We start from the raw sequence: 19,344 nt of genomic DNA on the forward strand, positions 1-19,344 counted from the left end.
GCATTCTCCGAGATTAGCCACGCCCCCTCAAGCTTGCATGCCGGCATGCGCCATCCCGATAGCGGCGCGGCGAGCGACTCCCTATAATGCGCGGCCTATGGCTAAACAGAAGAAACACCCTTCGGGGACCATCGCGCAGAACAAGAAGGCTCTGCACGACTACTTCATCGAGCAGCGCTTCGAGGCGGGCATCGCCCTGGCCGGCTGGGAAGTCAAAAGCCTGCGCGCCGGAAAGGCGCAGCTGGTGGACAGCTACGTGCTGCTCAAGGATGGCGAAGCCTGGCTGCTGGGCAGCCACATCACGCCGCTGACCACTGCCAGCACCCACGTCATCGCCGATCCGGTGCGCACGCGCAAGCTGCTGCTGCACAAGCGCGAGCTGGGCAAGCTGTTCGGTGCCGTGCAGCAGAAAGGCTACGCCTGCGTCGCCCTGTCGGTGTACTGGAAGAAGCACCTGATCAAGTGCGAGATCGCACTGGCCAAGGGCAAGAAAGAATTCGACAAGCGCGATACCGAGAAGGAGCGCGACTCCAATCGGGAAATCCAGCGCGCCATGCGCCACGGCAAGGACGACTGAGCCCCCGCGCGCCCTCCGTCAGCGAGGGCGCGTCGCCGGTCAGGCGTCCACCGTACCCTGGCGCCGTTGCGCCCGCTGCAGGCGCACTTCCTGGGCCTGGGCTTCGGCCAGCACTTCCTGCACGTAGTCGATGTGCCGCTGGGAAATCTCCCGCGCGGCTTCCGCCCGCCCGCCGACGATCGCCTCGAACAGGTCGCGATGCTGGCGCATCAGCTGTTCGCGGGTCTCGTCGCGCTGCGCGTACATCCCACCGATATTGGTCACCACGTTGCGCTTGAGCAGGTCGAACAGGCCGCGGATGGTGTGCAGCAACACGGCGTTGTGGCTGGCCTCGGCGATGGCCAGGTGGAAGGCCGCGTCCGCCGCGCCCTCCTCCGCCCGGCTGACCTTGCCGTGGCGCCGATAGCAGTCCTGCAGAGCGTCGAAAGCCTGCGTCAGACGCTGGTGATCCACCTCGGTCGCGCGCAGCGCCGCGTAATAGGCGCAGGAGCCCTCCAGGGTATGGCGGAACTCCAGCAGATCGCGCTGCGCATCCGGATTGCTCTCCAGCAGATGCAGCAGCGGGTCGCTGAACATCGAGCCCAGCCCCTCGCTGACGTAATTGCCCCCGCCCTGGCGGCTCATCAGCAACCCCTTGGCCCCCAGCTTCTGGATCGCCTCGCGCAGTGACGGCCGCGAAACGCCGAACTGCTCGGCCAGCACGCGCTCCGCGGGCAGGCGCTCGCCGGCCTTGAGGGTGCCTTCGAGGATCATTGCCTCCAGGCGCTCGACGATGTCATCCGACAGACGGCGCTGCTTGACCTGACTGAAACCCATCTTCCTGAACTCCACGAAAAAACGCTCTACGCCGCACCTTGCGCATCGAACGCGGCAGCCTGGACAGCCCCGGCGCCAGCCACAAGACCACGCCGCCCACCGGGGCGTCATCGACAAAAGTCGGACAGCCGCAAATTGACACGCCGGCGGCTGGGCTTTTACCCTGAGCGCTCGGCTTTGTAAATTGGTCTTACCAATTTACCAGAAAGTCGATTGCACGACAATAACGAACGCCGCGATCAGTCGACCGCCTGCCAGCGCGCCACAAGCGCAACGGAATCGTCCGACCGGCAACCAGGCCCTCCACCCAAAAACAATTAGGGAGCCAACCAGATGCAAACCTGGCAGCAGATTTATACCCCGCTCGGCAGCCTTGGCCTGTCGGCGCTGGTCGCCGTCATTCCGATCGTATTCTTCTTCCTCGCCCTCGCCGTGTTCCGCCTCAAGGGCCACGTCGCCGGCAGCATCACCCTCGCCCTCTCCATCATCATCGCCATCGCCGCCTTCGGCATGCCCGCCGACATGGCGGTCGCCGCCGCCGGCTACGGCTTCGCCTACGGCCTGTGGCCGATCGCCTGGATCATCGTCGCGGCGGTGTTCCTCTACAAGCTCACGGTCAAGAGCGGCCAATTCGAGGTGATCCGCAGCTCGGTGCTGTCGATCACCGGCGACCAGCGCCTGCAGGTGCTGCTGATCGGCTTCTCCTTCGGCGCCTTCCTCGAGGGCGCGGCCGGCTTCGGCGCACCGGTGGCGATCACCGCCGCCCTGCTCGTCGGGCTGGGCTTCAACCCGCTCTACGCGGCGGGCCTGTGCCTGATCGCCAACACCGCGCCGGTGGCCTTCGGCGCCCTGGGCATCCCGATCATCGTGGCGGGCCAGGTGACCGGCATCGACGCCTTCAAGATCGGCGCCATGACCGGCCGCCAGCTGCCGTTCCTGTCGATCCTCGTGCCGTTCTGGCTGGTGTTCATGATGGACGGCCTCAAGGGCGTGAAGGAAACCTGGCCGGCCGCGCTGGTCGCCGGCGGCAGCTTCGCCATCACCCAGTACTTCACCTCCAACTTCATCGGCCCGGAACTGCCGGACATCACCTCCGCCCTGGTCAGCCTGATCTGCCTGACCCTGTTCCTGAAAGTCTGGCAGCCGGCCGCCGAGCGCGAAGTGGTCGGCGTCTCCGGCGGCGCGGCGGTCCTGGGCGGCAGCGGCTCCCGCGGCACCGAGCCTTCGCCCTACGGCTTCGGCGAAATCCTCAAGGCCTGGTCGCCCTTCCTGGTGCTGACCGTGCTGGTCACCATCTGGACCCTGAAGCCGTTCAAGGCGATGTTCGCCCCGGGCGGTGCGCTGTACAACCTGGTGTTCAACTTCTCCATCCCGCACCTGGACCAGCTGGTGGTGAAGACCGCGCCCATCGTCGCCAACCCGACGCCGATCGCCGCGGTGTTCAAGCTCGACCCGGTTTCGGCCACCGGCACCGCGATCTTCCTCGCCGCCGTGATCTCGATGTTCATCCTGCGCATCGGCGCAAAAACTGGTCTGACCACCTTCAAGGAGACCCTGGTCGAGCTGAAGTGGCCGATCCTCTCCATCGGCATGGTGCTGGCCTTCGCCTTCGTCACCAACTACTCGGGCATGTCCACCACCCTGGCGCTGGTCCTGGCCGGCACCGGCGCGGCCTTCCCGTTCTTCTCGCCGTTCCTCGGCTGGCTGGGCGTGTTCCTGACCGGTTCGGATACCTCCTCCAACGCGCTGTTCAGCTCGCTGCAGTCCACCACCGCGCACCAGATCGGGGTCCACGACACCCTGCTGGTGGCCGCCAACACCAGCGGCGGGGTGACCGGCAAGATGATCTCGCCGCAATCCATCGCCGTGGCCTGCGCCGCCACCGGCATGGTCGGCAAGGAATCCGACCTGTTCCGCTTCACCCTCAAGCACAGCCTGATGTTCGCCGCCATGGTGGGCCTGATCACCCTGGCCCAGGCCTACATCTTCACCGGCATGCTGGTGCATTGATCGCGCCCTGATCGCCTGCGCGTCGACGATACCGGGTTGGAATGGCCCCGGGCCGCTCGCCTACAGTTGTAGGCGCCGCGCCCCCGGCCATTTCCGACCGGTCTCGCCCCGGCTCGCTCGATCCCAATCATCTCTACAGACGGAAGAGCCCATGATCATCTCTGCCTCCACCGACTACCGCGCCGCCGCCCAACGCAAGCTGCCGCCGTTCCTCTTCCACTACGCCGACGGTGGCGCCTACGCCGAGCGCACCCTGCGCAACAACGTCGACGACCTGGCCGGCATCGCCCTGCGCCAGCGCGTGCTGAAGAACATGTCCGAGCTGAGCCTGGAAACCCGGCTGTTCGACGAGACGCTGAGCATGCCGGTGGCCCTCGCCCCGGTCGGCCTGACCGGCATGTACGCCCGGCGCGGCGAGGTGCAGGCAGCCCGCGCGGCCGCCGCGAAAGGCATTCCGTTCACCCTCTCCACCGTATCGGTCTGCCCGATCGAGGAAGTCGCCCCGGCCATCGACCGCCCCATGTGGTTCCAGCTCTACGTGCTGAAGGACCGCGGCTTCATGCGCAACGCCCTGGAGCGCGCCAAGGCCGCCGGCGTGAAGACCCTGGTGTTCACCGTCGACATGCCGGTGCCCGGCGCCCGCTACCGCGACGCACACTCCGGCATGAGCGGCCCGAACGCGCCGCTGCGCCGCGTCTGGCAGGCCATGACCCACCCGCAGTGGGCCCTCGACGTCGGCCTGCTGGGCAAGCCGCACGACCTGGGCAACATCTCCAAGTACCGCGGCAACCCGACCGGCCTGGCCGACTACATCGGCTGGCTGGGCGCCAACTTCGACCCGTCGATCTCCTGGAAGGACCTGGAGTGGATCCGTGAATTCTGGGACGGCCCGATGATCATCAAGGGCATCCTCGATCCGGAGGATGCGAAGGACGCGGTGAAATTCGGCGCCGACGGCATCATCGTTTCCAACCACGGCGGCCGCCAGCTCGACGGCGTGCTCTCCAGCGCCCGCGCCCTGCCGGCGATCGCCGACGCGGTGAAGGGCGAGCTGAAGATCCTCGCCGACTCCGGCATCCGCAACGGCCTGGACGTGGTGCGCATGATCGCCCTGGGCGCCGACACCGTGCTCATCGGCCGCGCCTTCCTCTATGCCCTGGCGACCCACGGCGAAGCCGGCGTGAAGAACCTGCTGGACCTGTTCGAGAAGGAAATGCGCGTGGCCATGGTGCTGACCGGCGCCAAGACCATCGGCGAGATCACCCGCGACTCGCTGGTGCGCGCAATCGGCTAACGACAAGCCCCCGTAGGAGCGAGCTTGCTCGCGAACCCGCCCAGCTCCGTGCCCGCCCGGTTCGCGAGCAAGCTCGCTCCTGCGAAAAGAACGTGCCTCCCGGCCCGTTCGACTCAAAAGAACACCGATGGGCCGTCCAGCGGTCCACGCTCACCGATGATGACTGGAGCCGCCATGAGCCTGCCCGCCGCGTTCCTCGACACGGTAGAACACCTAATCCCCCGCGAGCGCCGCTTCGACGACCCGCTCTCGACCCTGGCCTTCGGCACCGACGCCAGCTTCTACCGGCTGATCCCCAAACTGGTGATCCGCGTCGAGAGCGAAGACGAAGTCGCCGCCCTGCTCAAGTCCGCCCACGCCCAGCGGGTCGCGGTGACCTTCCGCGCCGCCGGCACCAGCCTCTCCGGCCAGGCCGTGAGCGACTCGGTGCTGCTGGTGCTGGGCGACAACTGGAACGGCCGCGACATCCGCGACGGCGGCACGCAGATCCGCCTGCAGCCCGGCGTCATCGGCGCCCAGGCCAACGCCTGGCTGGCCCCCTTCGGCCGCAAGATCGGTCCCGACCCAGCCTCGATCAACGCCTGCAAGATCGGTGGCATCGTCGCCAACAACGCCAGCGGCATGTGCTGCGGCACGGCGCAGAACAGCTACCACACCCTCGCCGGCATGCGCCTGCTGCTGGCCGACGGCACCCTGCTGGACAGCGAGATTCCCGAGAACGTCGCAGCCTTCCGCGACAGCCACGGCGAACTGCTCGACCAGCTCGCCGAACTGGGCCGGCAGACCCGCGCCAACCCCTCGCTGGCCGCGAAGATCCGCCACAAGTACCGCCTGAAGAACACCACCGGCCTGTCGCTGAACGCCCTGGTCGACTACGACGAGCCGCTGGATATCCTCACCCACCTGATGGTCGGCTCCGAAGGCACCCTCGGCTTCATCAGCGCGGTGACCTACGACACCGTGCCGGACCACCCGCACAAGGCCAGCGCGCTGATCGTCTTCCCCAGCGTGGAAACCTGCTGCAAGGCGGTGACCGTGCTCAAGCAGCAGCCGGTGTCCGCCGTGGAACTGCTGGACCGCCGCAGCCTGCGCTCGGTGGAGAACATGCAGGGCATGCCGGCGTGGGTGAAGAGCCTGTCCGAGGGCGCCTGTGCGCTGCTCATCGAGTCCCGCGCGGCAACCCGGACGCTGCTGCACGAACAGCTCGCCCAGATCATGGCCGCCATCGCCGACTTCCCGGTGGAGAAGCAGGTCGATTTCAGCGAAGACCCGGCGGTCTACAACCAGCTCTGGCGCATCCGCAAGGACACCTTCCCGGCCGTCGGCGCAGTGCGCGAGACCGGCACCACGGTGATCATCGAGGACGTCACCTTCCCCGTCGAACAACTGGCCGAGGGCGTCAATCGCCTGATCGAGCTGTTCGACAAACACGGCTACGACGAAGCCATCCTGTTCGGCCACGCGCTGGAGGGGAACCTGCACTTCGTCTTCACCCAGGGCTTCGAATCGCCGGAGCAAGTGGCACGCTACTCGGCCTTCATGGACGACGTCGCGCAGCTGGTCGCGGTGGAATACGGCGGCTCGCTCAAGGCCGAGCACGGTACCGGGCGCAACATGGCGCCCTTCGTCGAGCTGGAATGGGGCCACGACGCCTACCAGCTGATGTGGCAGCTCAAGCGCCTGCTCGACCCCAGCGGCATCCTCAACCCCGGCGTGGTGCTGACCGACGACCCGCAGTTGCACCTGAAGAACCTCAAGCCGCTGCCGGCCGCCGACGAGATCGTCGACAAGTGCATCGAGTGCGGCTTCTGCGAGCCGGTCTGCCCGTCCAAGGGGCTGACCCTCAGCCCGCGCCAGCGCATCGTCATGTGGCGCGACATCCAGGCCAAGCGCCGCGCGGGCGTCGACACCACGGAACTGGAGCGCGACTACCGCTACCAGGGCATCGACACCTGCGCCGCCACCGGCCTGTGCGCCCAGCGCTGCCCGGTGAACATCAACACCGGCGACCTGATCCGCAAGCTGCGCGGCGAGGAAGCCCACCACGCCGGCACCGCCACCTGGCTGGCGCGCAACTTCGCCACGGCGATGAAAGGCACGCGCTTCATGCTCCACGCCGCCAACGGCGCGCGCAGGCTGCTGGGCGCGCCGCGCCTGGCCCGCCTCAGCGCCTCCATCAGCCACGCCAGCAAGGGCCGCGTGCCGCAGTGGACGCCGGCCATGCCGCAACCGGTGCGCCTGTCCACAGCCGCGCCGATCGTCGACAACGGCAAGCCGCGCGTGGTCTACCTGACCGCCTGCGTGTCCCGCGCCATGGGCCCGGCGGCCGGCGACGAGGAGCAGGTGCCGCTGATCGACAAGACCCGCCAGCTGCTGGAAAAGGCCGGCTACCAGGTGGTCTTCCCGGACAACGCCGACAACCTCTGCTGCGGCCAGCCGTTCGCCTCCAAGGGCTACAAGGAGCAGGCCGACGCCAAGCGCGACGAGCTGCTCGCCGAACTGCTGCGCGCCAGCCGCGGCGGCCTCGACCCGATCTACTGCGACACCAGCCCCTGCACCCTGCGCCTGGTGCAGGAACTGGCGGACGACCGGCTGAAGATCTACGACCCGGTGAAGTTCATCCGCACCCATCTGGTCGAGCGCCTGGAGTTCCAGCCGCAGGACAAGCCGGTGGCCGTGCACGTCACCTGCAGCACCCAGCACCTGGGCGAGAGCCAGGCGCTGATCGACCTGGTCAAGCGCTGCACCCGCGAGGTGGTCATCCCCGAAGGCATCCACTGCTGCGGCTTCGCCGGCGACAAGGGCTTCACCCTGCCCGAGCTGAACGCCCACTCGCTGCGCACGCTGAAAGACGCGGTGCAGTATTGCGAGGAAGGCGTCTCCACCAGCCGCACCTGCGAGATCGGCCTGTCCGCCCACGGCGGCATCGACTATCGCGGCGTGGTCTATCTGGTGGATCGCGTGACCCGCGCACGTCCGGTGTGACCGTCGTAGGAGCGAGCTTGCTCGCGAACAGCCCCGCTGCGGGGCCCGGATTCGCGAGCAAGCTCGCTCCTACAGGCGACGCCCGTCTTAACGCCCCGTTAAGCGAGCGCTGCCAGGCTCTGCCGCGAAACGGCCGCTGCGGCTATCCTGCTCGGGATGGTCGCGGCGGCGCCGCGCGATGAGGGGGCACCGATGAGAATCCTGCTGGCGGAAGACGACGCGTTGCTGGGCGACGGCATTCGCGCCGGGCTCGGCCTGGAAGGCGACACCGTGGACTGGGTCAGCGATGGCCTGGCCGCCGAGCAGGCGCTGCAGACCGACGAGTTCGACCTGTTGGTGCTCGACCTCGGCCTGCCGCGCAAGGACGGCCTGGACGTGCTGCGCGCCCTGCGCCGGCGCGGCGACCTGACGCCGGTGCTGATCCTCACCGCCCGCGACAAGGTGGCCGACCGCGTGGCCGGCCTCGACGCCGGCGCCGACGACTACCTGACCAAACCCTTCGACCTCGACGAACTGCTCGCCCGCGTCCGCGCCCTCACCCGCCGCCGCACCGGCCGCGCCGCGCCGCTGCTGCAGCACGGCGAGCTGCTGCTGGACCCGGCCACCCACCTGGTCAGCCTCGCCGGCGCGCCGGTGGAACTGGCCCCGCGCGAATACGCGCTGCTGCGCCTGCTGCTGGAACAGCGCGGCAAGGTGCTGTCGCGCGCGCGCCTGGTGGAAGCCCTCTACGGCTGGGACGGCGACCTGGAGAGCAACGCCATCGAGGTCCACGTGCACCACCTGCGGCGCAAGCTGGGCAACGGCCTGATCCGCACGGTGCGCGGCATCGGCTACGGCATCGACCGCCCCGCCAACCCGACCCCGCCGTGAATCCCGCCCCGCGCCGCGCCGGCTCGCTCAGCCGCCGCCTGCTGCTCCTGCTGATCGGCGGCATCTCCCTGTGCTGGCTGGTGGCCGGCCTGTTCACCTATCACCTGACCCACCAGCAGGTGAACCGCCTCTACGACCAGGACATGATCGACTTCGGCCAGGCCGCGATGAGCCTGGTGGACATCGCCGACGCCGTCGACGCCCAGCCCACCCCGCCGGGCGATATCCTCGACCGCAGCCGCAAGGCCATCGAAGGCCTGCCGCTGCTGCGCCGGGAAGCCACCCTGGGTTACTCCATCTGGTACCAGGGCCAGCGCCTGCTGGCGACCGACGGGGCGCCCGGCGGCATCGAGCAGCAGCCGCTGGGCCTCTCCAACCTGGAGCAGGACGGCCTGCACTGGCGGGTCCTGCAGATCGCCTCGACCGAGCCGGACGGCGTGCGCATCTGGGTCTTCGAGGACCTGCATTACCGCTCCAAGGCCCTGCGCCTGCTGCTGTTCAGCGCGCTGTTCCCGCTGCTGCTGGCCCTGCCGCTGTTCCTCGTGCTGGTCTGGGTCGGCGTGCGCCAGGGCCTGGCGCCGCTGCGCAGCCTGATCGAGCAGGTCCACCAGCGCAGCGCCCGCAGCCTGCATCCGCTGTCGCTGAACCGGGCGCCGGTGGAGGTGCACAGCCTGGTCAACGAACTCAACCTGCTGCTGGAGCGCCTGCAATCGGCCCTGGAGGCCGAGCGCCGCCTGACCAGCGATGCCGCCCATGAAATCCGCACGCCGCTGGCCAGCCTGCGCACCCACGCCCAGGTGGCGCTGCGCTCCGCCGATCCGGCGGCCCACGCCCACGGCCTGCGGCAGGTCAGCCGCAGCGTCGAACGCATCGGCGCGCTGATGGAGCAGATCCTGCTGCTGGCCCGGCTCGACGGCGAGGAACTGCACGAAACCTTCAGCCCCGTCGACCTCGGCCTGCTCGCCGAAGACAGCATCGCCGAACTCGCCCCCCAGGCCATCGACAAGGGCATCGAACTCACCCTCGACACCCAGCCGGGCAGCACGCTGATGGGGGTGCCGCTGTGGCTCGGGCTGATCCTCACCAACCTGGTCGGCAACGCCCTGCGCTACACCCCCGAAGGCGGCCGCGTGGCGGTAAGCCTGGAGCGCGCGGACGGCCGGCTGGTGCTCTGGGTGCGCGACAACGGCCCCGGCGTGGCGCCGGCCGAGCAGGCGGCCATCTTCACCCGCTTCTACCGCAGCCCCGGCGCCGCCAGCAGCACCGGCAGCGGGCTCGGACTGCCCATCGTCAAGCGCATCGTGGAAATCCACCACGGGCGCATCAGCCTGCACCCGGGACTGGACGGCGCCGGCCTGGGCGTTTGCGTCGAACTGCCGGCAACCACCGGCGAAAAAGTGTGAACCTGGCGAAAAATCCGGCAGTCCACCCTTTGCGGTCCCCGTGAGCGGCCCGCGACAACCCGGTGAATTTGCCAGGAGTACAACCATGAAACGTACCGCCTTGCTCATTACCGCCGCCCTGCTGGCGTCGCCGGTCTTCGCCGCCGACCCGTGCAGCGACAACCTCCAGAAGATCGACGCCGCCGTGCAGGCCAACGCCGGCAACGCCCAGACCCAGGACCAGGCCATGCGCCTGCAGGAAAAGGCCATCGAGGCCCAGAAGGCCGGCGACACCAAGGCCTGCATCGCCCAGACCGAAAAAGCCCTGAAGCTGCTCAAGCAGAGCGCCAAGTCCTGATTCGTCCTCGACGGCCGGCCTGGACGGCCGGCCGCCCCGCTTCCGGGTGCCCGCCGCGCCGGGGCGCTCGCCGCATCCCTGCGCCGATAAGCGCCGCGAAGCCCTCGCCATTCGCGAGATGGCAGTTCATTCCCCCGCCCGACCACCTACCTAAGATGTAGCGATTGCCGACCGACAAGAATCACAACCGGAATCGCCATGCCCCTGACGCACCTGCTCATCGCCAACCGTGGCGAAATCGCCATCCGCATCGCCCGCGCCGCCGCCGAACTGGGCATCCAGACCCTCGCGATCCACGCCGAGGACGACGCCGACTCCCTGCACACCCGCCAGGCCGACCAGACGGTAGCGCTGAAAGGACGCGGCGCCGGCGCCTACCTCGACCAGCAGCAGCTCATCGACATCGCCCTCGCCCACGGCTGCGACGCCGTGCACCCGGGCTACGGCTTCCTCTCCGAGAACGCCGGCTTCGCCCGCCGCTGCGAGGCCGCCGGGCTGACCTTCGTCGGGCCGGCGGCCGAGGTCCTCGACGTCTTCGGCGACAAGGCCCGCGCCCGCGACCTGGCGCGCGAGCACGGCGTGGCGCTGGCCGCCGGCAGCAACCGCGCCACCGCCCGCGAAGACGCCGAGCGCTTCTTCCGCGAACTGCCCGCCGGCGCCGGGATGATGATCAAGGCCCTCGCTGGTGGCGGCGGGCGCGGCATGCGCGCGGTACGCAGCGTCGGGGAGATCGCCGAGGCCTACGCCCGCTGCCAGGCCGAAGCCCGCGCGGCGTTCGGCGACGAGCGCCTGTACGTCGAACGGCTGATCCCCCGCGCGCGCCACATCGAGGTGCAGGTGATCGGCGACGGGCGCAGCGTCAGCCACCTCTGGGAGCGCGACTGCACCCTGCAGCGGCGCAACCAGAAACTGCTGGAAATCGCCCCCAGCCCCAACCTGCACCCACGCCTGCGCGGCGCCATCCTCGCCGCCGCCCTGCGCCTGGCCGAAGCGGTGAACTACCGCGGCCTGGGCACCTTCGAATTCCTCCTCGACGAAGACAGCGGCGACTTCGTGTTCATGGAAGCCAACCCGCGCCTGCAGGTCGAGCACACCATCACCGAAGCGGTGACCGGCATCGACCTGGTGCAGGCGCAGCTGCGCATCGCCGCCGGCGCCAGCCTCGCCGAGCTGAACCTGACCCAGGCCGAGATTCCCGCGCCGCGCGGCCACGCGCTGCAGCTGCGGATCAACCTGGAAAGCCTCGCCAGCGACGGCACGCCCCAGCTCGCCTGCGGCCGGATCAGTGCCTACGAGCCGCCCAGCGGCCCCGGCCTGCGGGTGGACGGCTACGGCTACGCCGGCTACCGCAACAGCGCCGGCTACGATTCGCTGCTGGCCAAGCTGATCGTCCACGGCAACGGCGGCTTCCCGCAGCTGGTCGAGCGCGCCTACCGCGCGCTCTGCGAATTCCGCCTGGAAGGCGTGGCGAGCAACATCCCGCTGCTGCTCAACCTGCTGCGCCAGCCGGACGTGGCCGAAAACCGCGTGACCACCCGCTACATCGAGGAGCACCTGCCGGCGCTGCTCGGCGCGCAGGAGCACGCGCATCCGCACCGTTTCTTCAGCCATGCCGGCGCGGCGCCGGAAGACTCCCGCGCCAGCGAGGCGCCGGCCGGCTGCATCCCGCTGGCGACGCCCAGCGCCGGCGTGCTGGTCAGCCTGAACCTGACGCCGGGCGACGCCGTCGCCCAGGGCCAGACCATCGCCGTGGTCGAGGCGATGAAGATGGAATTCGAGGTCAAGGCCAGCGCCGGCGGCATCGTCCACAGCCTCGCCGCCACGCCGGGCGACAGCCTGGGCGAAGGCAGCGCGCTGCTGTTCGTCGAGCCGGCGGAGATCGAGGCGCAGCACCATGAACGTGACGCCGTCATCGACCTCGACGCGATCCGCGCCGACCTTGCCGAAGTCATCGAGCGCCACGCCATCGGCCTCGACGAGCGCCGCCCGGACGCCGTCGCCAAGCGCCACAGGATCGGCAAGCGCACCACCCGCGAAAACCTCGCCGACCTGCTCGACGACGGCAGCTTCATCGAATACGGCGCGCTGGCCATCGCCGCCCAGCGCCGGCGCCGCAGCGTCGAGGAACTGATCGCCAGCAGCCCCGCCGACGGCCTGGTCAGCGGCCTGGGCAGCATCAACGCCGCGCAGTTCGGCGAGGACAAGGCGCGCTGCCTGGTGCTGGCCTACGACTACACGGTGTTCGCCGGCACCCAGGGGGTGATGAACCACAAGAAGACCGACCGCATGTTGCACCTCGCCGAGCAGTGGCGCATCCCGCTGGTGCTCTACGCCGAAGGCGGCGGCGGGCGCCCGGGCGACACCGATTTCGTCGGCGTGGCCGGGCTGGACAACATGAGCTTCGTCGGCCTCGCGCGGCTCTCCGGGCTGGTGCCTCTGGTGGGCGTGGTCTCCGGCCGCTGCTTCGCCGGCAACGCGGCGCTGCTGGGCTGCTGCGACGTGATCATCGCCACCCGCGATACCAGCCTGGGCATGGCGGGGCCGGCGATGATCGAGGGCGGCGGCCTGGGCAAATTCGCCCCCGAGGAAGTCGGCCCGAGCGACGTGCAGAGCGCCAACGGGGTGATCGACGTGCTGGTGGAAGACGAGGCCGAAGCCACCCGCGTCGCCCGCCAGTACCTCGCCTACTTCCAGGGCGACACCGACGGCTGGCAATGCGCCGACCAGCGCCTGCTGCGCCATGCGGTGCCGGAGAACCGCCTGCGCGTCTACGACATCCGCCAGGTGATCGAGCAACTGGCCGACAGCGGCTCGGTGCTGGAGCTGCGCCGGCACTTCGCCGCCGGGATGATCACCGCGCTGCTGCGCATCGAGGGCAAGCCCTTCGGCCTGATCGCCAACAACCCCATGCACCTGGGCGGCGCCATCGACGCCGAGGCCGGCGACAAGGCCGCGCGCTTCATGCAGCTGTGCGACGCCTTCGACCTGCCGCTCATCTCGCTGTGCGACACCCCCGGCTTCATGGTCGGCCCGGAGGCGGAGAAGACCGCCACCGTGCGCCACGTCTCGCGCATGTTCGTCACCGCCGCCAGCCTGGGCGTGCCCTGCTTCACCGTGGTGCTGCGCAAGGGCTACGGCCTGGGCGCCCAGGCCATGGCCGCCGGCAGTTTCCACGCCTCGCTGTTCACCGTGGCCTGGCCCAGCGGCGAGTTCGGCGCCATGGGCCTGGAAGGCGCGATCCGCCTCGGCTACGCCAAGGAGCTGGCCGCCGTGGAAGACCCGCAGGAGCGCCAGGCGCTGTTCGACAAGCTGGTCGCCACCGCCTACCGCAACGGCAAGGGGCTGAACATGGCGAGCTACCTGGAGATCGACGACGTGATCGACCCGGCCGACACCCGCCGCTGGCTGCTGCGCGGGCTGGCCTCGGTGCCGCGCCCGGCGCCGCGCCAGGGCAAGAAGCGCGCGATGATCGATACCTGGTGACCGGGCCGATCGGCTAGAATTCGCGGCGTCATCGGGGCGTCGCCGCGTGCCCCGCGAATGGGGTGAGCTCGACGCACCAGCGATCCCGCCCGGCCGCGCAACCTCCGCCACGACGGGAGCAGGCGTGGTCACAGGCAATATCGCGGCCGGGAGCGCCATCCTGATGCCATCGATCCTCACCCTTCGCTCCGGTCGCCGGGAGCCCGCCGCATGCTGACCTTCATCCTCGAACTGCTCGGCATGCTGCTGGTGATCCTGGTCGCCGCCGAACTCTTCACCAACGCGCTGGAGCACCTGGGCGAGCGCCTGGGCATCTCCGAGGGCGTCACCGGCTCGCTGTTCGCCGCCATCGGCACCGCGCTGCCGGAAACCCTGATCCCCCTGCTGGCGCTGTTCGCCGGCACCAGCAACGTGAACCTCAACCAGGAGGTCGGCGTCGGCGCCATCCTCGGCGCGCCGCTGATGCTGTCAACCCTGTCCACCTGCCTGATGGCCTGCTTCGCCCTGCGCGCGCGGGGCCTGAGCGGGCGCGTGCGCCCCGAGCGCAGCGGCCTGCAGCGCGACCTGAACTTCTTCCTGGTCGCCTTCAGCATCGCCGCCGTCGCCATGTTCGTGCCGACCCAGCACCTGCTCGTGCGCGTGCTCCTGAGCCTGCTGCTGGTGCTCACCTACGTCGCCTACATCACCCTGACGCTACAGGCGTCGCAGGAACTGGTGGAGAACGGCCACGGCACCGAGGCCGACCACCACATGTACCTGTCGCGCATCGGCCTGCCGACCAATCTCGCCACCATCCTGCTGCAACTGCTGCTGGGCCTGGTGCTGCTGGTGCTGGGCGCCAAGGGCTTCATCCATGGCGTCGAGGGGCTGTCGCACCTGCTGGGGCTCTCCGCGCTGCTGCTGTCGCTGCTGATCATCCCGATCGCCACAGAGCTACCGGAGAAGATCAACAGCATCCTCTGGGTCCGCCGCGGCAAGGACACCCTGGCGTTCGGCAACATCAGCGGGGCGATGGTGTTCCAGGGCACCCTGCTGCCCGCCATCGGCATCCTGCTCACCCCCTGGCAGCCGCGCACCGAGGTGCTCACCGGCGTGCTGATCACCCTCGGCGCCGCCCTCTGGCTGCGCCTCAATGCACAGCGCGACGGCCTGCCGATCTGGGTGCTGCTGTGCAACGGCGTGCTGTACGCCGCCTATCTGGGCATCACCCTGTCGCGCTGACGCGCGGCGCATTGCCTACACTGACCAGTCCGGGCTGCCGTTGCCGCGGCAGCCGCTCGTCATCGCGATACGCCGAAGGAGTGAGCATGAAAATCCTGGTAGTCCTGACCTCCCACGACCAGCTCGGCAGCACCGGCAAGAAGACCGGCTTCTGGCTCGAGGAGTTCGCCGCGCCCTACTACGTGTTCAAGGATGCCGGCGCCACCCTGACCCTCGCCTCGCCCAAGGGCGGCCAGCCACCGCTCGACCCCAAGAGCGACGAGGAAGACGCCCAGACCCCGGCCACCCGCCGCTTCCGCCAGGACGGCGAAGCCCAGGCCGCGCTGGCCAATACCGTGAAACTCAGCGAGGTGCGCGCCGACGACTACGACGCCCTCTTCTACCCCGGCGGCCACGGCCCGCTGTGGGACCTGGCCGAGGACCGCACCTCGGTGGCGCTGATCGAGGCCTTCCACTCCAGCGGCAAGCCCGTCTCCGCCGTCTGCCACGCCCCCGCGGTCTTCCGCCACCCGCGCGGCCTGGACGGCCAGCCGCTGGTGCAGGGCCGGCACGTCACCGGCTTCACCAACAGCGAGGAGGAAGCCGTGGGCCTCACCGACGTGGTGCCCTTCCTCGTCCAGGACATGCTCAAGGCCAACGGCGCCCGCTACAGCAAGGGGCCGAACTGGGAGAGCCACGTGGAAGTCGACCGCGGCCTGATCACCGGCCAGAACCCCGCCAGCTCCGAGGCGGTGGCCGAGGCCGTGCTGAAATTCCTGACGTGACAACGCCTTGCACCGCCCCGGGTTGGACCTCGGGGCGGCTTTCCCGTAGAATGGCCCGGACCTTCAAAGGTTTTGGGGCCGATTAGGATTCGACGCCGGTAACAAAACTCGAGGGGCATGCCGAGTAGGTGACAGTTCTCGTAAATCCGCTGCCACAACTTTATAGTTGCCAACGACGACAACTACGCTCTGGCGGCTTAATGCCCCAGCAGACCCTAGGGGATGCCTGTAAACCCGAAGATTAGGTCTGTCAGATAGAACAGGATCGCCGCCAAGTTCGCTGTAGACGTAACGGCTAAAACTCATACAGCTCGCTCCAAGCACCCTGCCACTCGGGCCGCGCGGAGTTAACTCAATAGAGATGGCTAAGCATGTAGAACCGACAGCGGAGAACTGGCGGACGGGGGTTCAAATCCCCCCGGCTCCACCAAATGCAAACGATAAGCCCCTGATTTTCCTAGCGAATCTCAGGGGCTTTTTCTTTTCCGGCTTGAGGTGTCGAAGAACTGTCGAAGCGCAGGGGTCAGGCGTGCGCTTCTTCGATATCCGCGAAATTGCTGATCTTCACCGCACCATCCGGGAATCGGGCGATCACTTCCAGCTGTCCGCCCATGGCTTCGATATGGCTGCGCAACGTGGAGATGTACATGTCCGTACGCTTCTCCATCTTGGCGATGGCCGGCTGCTGCACGTGCAGCACTTCCGAGAGCATCTTCTGCGAAAGCCCACGGGCCTGGCGCAACTCATTCAACGGCATCTCGGCCAGCAGCGCCTGAGCGTTTTCCTCGACACGGGCCTGAGCCTGGGGCGACATCTTCGCCCGCAGGTCTGCAAATTTCTTAGCCATCAATCAATCCCTCCTCGCGGAGCTGCCGCAAATGTTCGTCATAGAGGCGGTCGGCCACCGGGACGTTTACCTCGTACCAGCGATCATCCCCCGTCTTGTCACCACCGATCAGCAGTATCGCCGAGCGCCTGGGATCGAACGCATAGAGCGTGCGTAACGGTCGTCCGCCATGCTGGGTTCGCAGTTCCCTCATGTGCCCATGACGGGAGCCATTGATGCCGCTGCTATAGGGATGCCCCAAAGACGGTCCCCTCTCTTCAAGCAGACGTACGGTTACTGCCAGGGACTCTTGCTCAGCTTCAGAAAGAGACTCCCACCAGTCACCAAAATCATCGGTGTACTCGATATCCCACGCCACGAAATATAACCCCCATGAAATATTCCATCAAAGGAATTCTAAAGAAAGGCCGCAACCCCTGACAACGGACCGAATCTCACTGCATCCTGAAGATGATCAGGCGACAGATGTGCGTAGCGCATGGTCATCGTCAGCGTCGAATGGCCCAGGATTTTCTGCAGGGTAAGGATGTTGCCGCCGTTCATCATGAAGTGACTGGCAAAGGTGTGACGCAGAGCGTGGCTGGCCTGCCCTTGCGGTAGCTGAATCGTGGTGCGCTCCAGGGCACGGCGAAAGGAAGTGATGCAGGAGGTGAACGGGCCATGCTTGCGCCAATGCGCTCTGATCTTATCAGCCAACTCGGTTGGGATCGGAACGTGGCGTACCCTGCCTGACTTGGTTCCGGCATAGGTCACGACGTTACCTTGCAGCCGTTGTGGAGGCAGCTTTTCCGCCTCAGACCATCGAGCCCCGGTAGCCAGGCACAGCAGCGTCACCAGCTCCGTATGCGGGTTGTCGCAGCCGCTGCGAATAGCATCGAGGAGTTCGCCGATCTGGTCCGTGGTCAGCCATGACAACTCACGCTCCTGGAGCTTCAGCAGCTTCACCCCCGCCAGCGGGTTGGCGTAGTCGATCTGCCCCAGGTCTTTCAGCTCGTTGAACACCGCTCGCACGTAGCCCAGCTCGTTGTTCAGGGTCTTCCCCGATATCCCGTTTTCCAGGCGTTTACGGCGCAGGTGTGCATAGGCGGATGCGTCGAAACGTGTCGCAACCGGATCACCCAATCGAGCAGCCAGTTGCAGCAGCTTGGAGAGCCGCCGGGGCGCGTCGCGCAGTGAGTGGCCGTGCAGGTCGTACCAGAGTTGCACCAGCTCGGAGAGCCTGCGGCGATCCTTGGGCTTCAGGCTCCACGCAGGGTTCTCGATGCACTTCTGCCGCACCGTGGCTTCGAAGCGCTGGGCCTCACCCTTGGTCTTGAACCGCTTGCGGAAGCGCTTGCCCTTGATCGGTTCGACATCAACGAGCCAGCGGCCGTCCGGGAGCTTGGTGATGCTCATCAGACGGCATAGCCTCGCCTGAGGTAGCGGTCCGAGATGAGGTCCTTGATGTGCTGCTCCAGTTCGCGGCGAGTCCAACCCTTGGCCAGATAGTGGTCTTCGATGACGTGCCAGAATTCCAGTCGGTGGGCGGACTCAATAGCCTTTTTTGCGGGGACGCGCTCCCGTGCGATGAGGCTGATGAACTGGCCCAGGAACATCTCGCAGTTCTTGCCGGAGAAGCCCATGGCCGTCTTGTGGTAGCGCCGGTATTCGACACGTTCGATCAGCGGATCGGCTTCGACCTGGACCTTCACGTCCTGCATGATCAGCGACCAGAACGGGTCGTACACGGCATCCCGGGACAGCAACTTGAACGCCTCGCAGGCATAGCCGAACAGGCCTTGCAGGTGCGGGCATATCCCGGCGTAGGTCCGCGTCGCGATCACCGCGCCAGAGGGCAGGCAGGTGCCCTGAGCGAACTGATCGACGATGGAGTGGTGGAAGCGGAACTCGATGCGCCACACCGTTTCGTCCGGGTTGTAGGCGGCTTCACCTTCGCCGAATGGATCGCCATTGAGGCTGGACCAGACCGCGTTCCAGTAGTCCAGCTTGTCGCTCGCGCGCGCCTGCAGCGACTTGTTGTAGATGCACAGCTGCAGCCCGTTGGCGGAGCCGAACATGAAGGTCTCGCCACGTCCGTACACCGAGGCGTTGCCGTCGAATTCGATGCGGTCGATGCCGCTGATCTGGCGGACCCGGTTGGAGCGGCAGTGCATGCGATCCACGATGTTGGTAGGCGGGTTCCAGCCCTGAACATCCAGGGCGATGTGCACCGCACACTGGTTCGTCTCGCAATGCGTCAGTACCGCGGCGGCGAGGTCATCGAGCATGTCCTGGAGCGTCGAGGGATCGGTGCCGTCGATGGTGTGTGGGGACACTTCGATCTTCAGGTGCGCGCCGAGGGTGTCGAGCTTGATGTTGTGGTTCTTGATCAACAGGATCAGGCCCAGGTCCGCGTTCTGCAGGCGGAACTGGTAGCCGGAGTCGCGGCCGATGCGCCCCTTGGACCACTGGTGCCCGGCGAACTCGGCGGTGGACTCCTTGTCATCGAACAGCGCCATCACCTCGGGCCGGATCATGCCGTTGTACAGCTGACGCACCGTGTCCACGCCGCACCGCAGCACCCGAACGCCCGAGAGGTCGGTGAAGTCACCGGCTTGCGAGTCCATGAACAGGCGGCCATGCGGAGCGTCGATGATCTGGCCATCGGCTTGAACGAAGAGACGTTTCTGGTGGGTCACTTTTCTCATGGGATTCACCTAACAATGTCCAATTACCAACAGGTATGTTTTGCGTTGTC

15 protein-coding genes and 1 other RNA gene are annotated in these 19,344 nt (G+C 67.5%); 11 read left to right on the forward strand and 5 right to left on the reverse strand.

The window, feature by feature from the left end; translation table 11 throughout:
- The first annotated feature begins 97 nt into the window (after positions 1-97).
- On the forward strand, positions 98-577 hold the full coding sequence (gene smpB / locus AC3B6A_RS23485) for an SsrA-binding protein SmpB (protein WP_488399497.1): 480 nt from the start codon (positions 98-100) through the stop codon (positions 575-577).
- Between the two features lie 39 nt (positions 578-616).
- On the opposite strand, the gene AC3B6A_RS23490 is transcribed toward smpB, so the two are convergent.
- On the reverse strand, positions 617-1,393 hold the full coding sequence (locus AC3B6A_RS23490) for an FCD domain-containing protein (RefSeq protein ID WP_488399498.1): 777 nt from the start codon (positions 1,391-1,393) through the stop codon (positions 617-619).
- Between the two features lie 333 nt (positions 1,394-1,726).
- On the opposite strand from AC3B6A_RS23490, the gene AC3B6A_RS23495 reads away from it, so the two are divergent.
- The 10 genes from AC3B6A_RS23495 to ssrA all read left to right on the forward strand — a co-directional run bounded on the left by AC3B6A_RS23495 (position 1,727) and on the right by ssrA (position 16,190).
- Positions 1,727-3,403, forward strand: a complete 1,677-nt coding sequence (locus AC3B6A_RS23495; RefSeq protein ID WP_488399499.1) for a lactate permease LctP family transporter — start codon at positions 1,727-1,729, stop codon at positions 3,401-3,403.
- 151 nt (positions 3,404-3,554) lie between these two features.
- Positions 3,555-4,697, forward strand: a complete 1,143-nt coding sequence (gene lldD, locus AC3B6A_RS23500) for an FMN-dependent L-lactate dehydrogenase LldD (protein ID WP_488399500.1) — start codon at positions 3,555-3,557, stop codon at positions 4,695-4,697.
- A 174-nt stretch (positions 4,698-4,871) separates the two neighbouring features.
- Complete coding sequence (locus AC3B6A_RS23505; protein WP_488399501.1) at positions 4,872-7,682, forward strand: FAD-binding and (Fe-S)-binding domain-containing protein; 2,811 nt, start codon at positions 4,872-4,874, stop codon at positions 7,680-7,682.
- A 192-nt stretch (positions 7,683-7,874) separates the two neighbouring features.
- Positions 7,875-8,552 (forward strand): response regulator, encoded by a 678-nt coding sequence (locus AC3B6A_RS23510; RefSeq protein ID WP_488399502.1) that lies wholly within the window; start codon positions 7,875-7,877, stop codon positions 8,550-8,552.
- Complete coding sequence (locus AC3B6A_RS23515; RefSeq protein WP_488399503.1) at positions 8,549-9,955, forward strand: sensor histidine kinase; 1,407 nt, start codon at positions 8,549-8,551, stop codon at positions 9,953-9,955. Before AC3B6A_RS23510 ends, AC3B6A_RS23515 begins: the two co-directional genes overlap by 4 nt.
- Positions 9,956-10,040: 85 nt before the next feature.
- Positions 10,041-10,292: a PA2433 domain-containing protein gene (locus AC3B6A_RS23520; RefSeq protein WP_488399504.1), complete on the forward strand. Its 252-nt coding sequence runs from the start codon at positions 10,041-10,043 to the stop codon at positions 10,290-10,292.
- A gap of 192 nt (positions 10,293-10,484) precedes the next feature.
- Positions 10,485-13,775 carry an acetyl-CoA carboxylase family protein gene (locus AC3B6A_RS23525; protein WP_488403684.1) on the forward strand — a complete coding sequence of 1,097 codons (3,291 nt, stop codon included), beginning with the start codon at positions 10,485-10,487 and terminating at the stop codon, positions 13,773-13,775.
- A gap of 210 nt (positions 13,776-13,985) precedes the next feature.
- A complete protein-coding gene (locus AC3B6A_RS23530; protein ID WP_488399505.1) occupies positions 13,986-14,996 on the forward strand; it encodes a sodium:calcium antiporter in 1,011 nt (336 codons plus the stop codon).
- An 86-nt stretch (positions 14,997-15,082) separates the two neighbouring features.
- Complete coding sequence (locus AC3B6A_RS23535; protein ID WP_488399506.1) at positions 15,083-15,760, forward strand: type 1 glutamine amidotransferase domain-containing protein; 678 nt, start codon at positions 15,083-15,085, stop codon at positions 15,758-15,760.
- 74 nt (positions 15,761-15,834) lie between these two features.
- Positions 15,835-16,190, forward strand: a transfer-messenger RNA (tmRNA) gene (gene ssrA, locus AC3B6A_RS23540).
- A gap of 93 nt (positions 16,191-16,283) precedes the next feature.
- Here ssrA and relB read toward each other — a convergent pair.
- From relB to AC3B6A_RS23560, 4 genes are read right to left on the reverse strand one after another with little or no spacing between them, the layout of a single operon-like run.
- A complete protein-coding gene (gene relB / locus AC3B6A_RS23545; protein WP_488399507.1) occupies positions 16,284-16,607 on the reverse strand; it encodes a type II toxin-antitoxin system RelB family anti-toxin in 324 nt (107 codons plus the stop codon).
- Positions 16,600-16,965 carry a type II toxin-antitoxin system RelE/ParE family toxin gene (locus tag AC3B6A_RS23550; protein ID WP_488399508.1) on the reverse strand — a complete coding sequence of 122 codons (366 nt, stop codon included), beginning with the start codon at positions 16,963-16,965 and terminating at the stop codon, positions 16,600-16,602. The genes relB and AC3B6A_RS23550 overlap by 8 nt, the downstream gene beginning before the upstream one ends.
- Positions 16,966-17,003: 38 nt before the next feature.
- A complete protein-coding gene (locus AC3B6A_RS23555; RefSeq protein WP_488399509.1) occupies positions 17,004-18,002 on the reverse strand; it encodes a phage integrase in 999 nt (332 codons plus the stop codon).
- The gene (locus AC3B6A_RS23560; protein WP_488399510.1) at positions 18,002-19,294 is read right to left on the reverse strand and encodes a phage replication initiation factor; all 1,293 of its coding nucleotides are present in this window, start codon (positions 19,292-19,294) and stop codon (positions 18,002-18,004) included. Before AC3B6A_RS23560 ends, AC3B6A_RS23555 begins: the two co-directional genes overlap by 1 nt.
- Positions 19,295-19,344 lie beyond the last annotated feature (50 nt).

The sequence above is a fragment of the Pseudomonas sp. B12(2026) genome, assembly GCF_057767015.1.

Coding starts and splice junctions, on each gene's coding strand:
- smpB (WP_488399497.1), top strand. CDS start 98: ATGGCTAAACAGAAGAAACACCCTTCGGGGACCATCGCGCAGAACAAG.
- AC3B6A_RS23490 (WP_488399498.1), bottom strand. CDS start 1,393: ATGGGTTTCAGTCAGGTCAAGCAGCGCCGTCTGTCGGATGACATCGTC.
- AC3B6A_RS23495 (WP_488399499.1), top strand. CDS start 1,727: ATGCAAACCTGGCAGCAGATTTATACCCCGCTCGGCAGCCTTGGCCTG.
- lldD (WP_488399500.1), top strand. CDS start 3,555: ATGATCATCTCTGCCTCCACCGACTACCGCGCCGCCGCCCAACGCAAG.
- AC3B6A_RS23505 (WP_488399501.1), top strand. CDS start 4,872: ATGAGCCTGCCCGCCGCGTTCCTCGACACGGTAGAACACCTAATCCCC.
- AC3B6A_RS23510 (WP_488399502.1), top strand. CDS start 7,875: ATGAGAATCCTGCTGGCGGAAGACGACGCGTTGCTGGGCGACGGCATT.
- AC3B6A_RS23520 (WP_488399504.1), top strand. CDS start 10,041: ATGAAACGTACCGCCTTGCTCATTACCGCCGCCCTGCTGGCGTCGCCG.
- AC3B6A_RS23530 (WP_488399505.1), top strand. CDS start 13,986: ATGCTGACCTTCATCCTCGAACTGCTCGGCATGCTGCTGGTGATCCTG.
- AC3B6A_RS23535 (WP_488399506.1), top strand. CDS start 15,083: ATGAAAATCCTGGTAGTCCTGACCTCCCACGACCAGCTCGGCAGCACC.
- relB (WP_488399507.1), bottom strand. CDS start 16,607: ATGGCTAAGAAATTTGCAGACCTGCGGGCGAAGATGTCGCCCCAGGCT.
- AC3B6A_RS23555 (WP_488399509.1), bottom strand. CDS start 18,002: ATGAGCATCACCAAGCTCCCGGACGGCCGCTGGCTCGTTGATGTCGAA.
- AC3B6A_RS23560 (WP_488399510.1), bottom strand. CDS start 19,294: ATGAGAAAAGTGACCCACCAGAAACGTCTCTTCGTTCAAGCCGATGGC.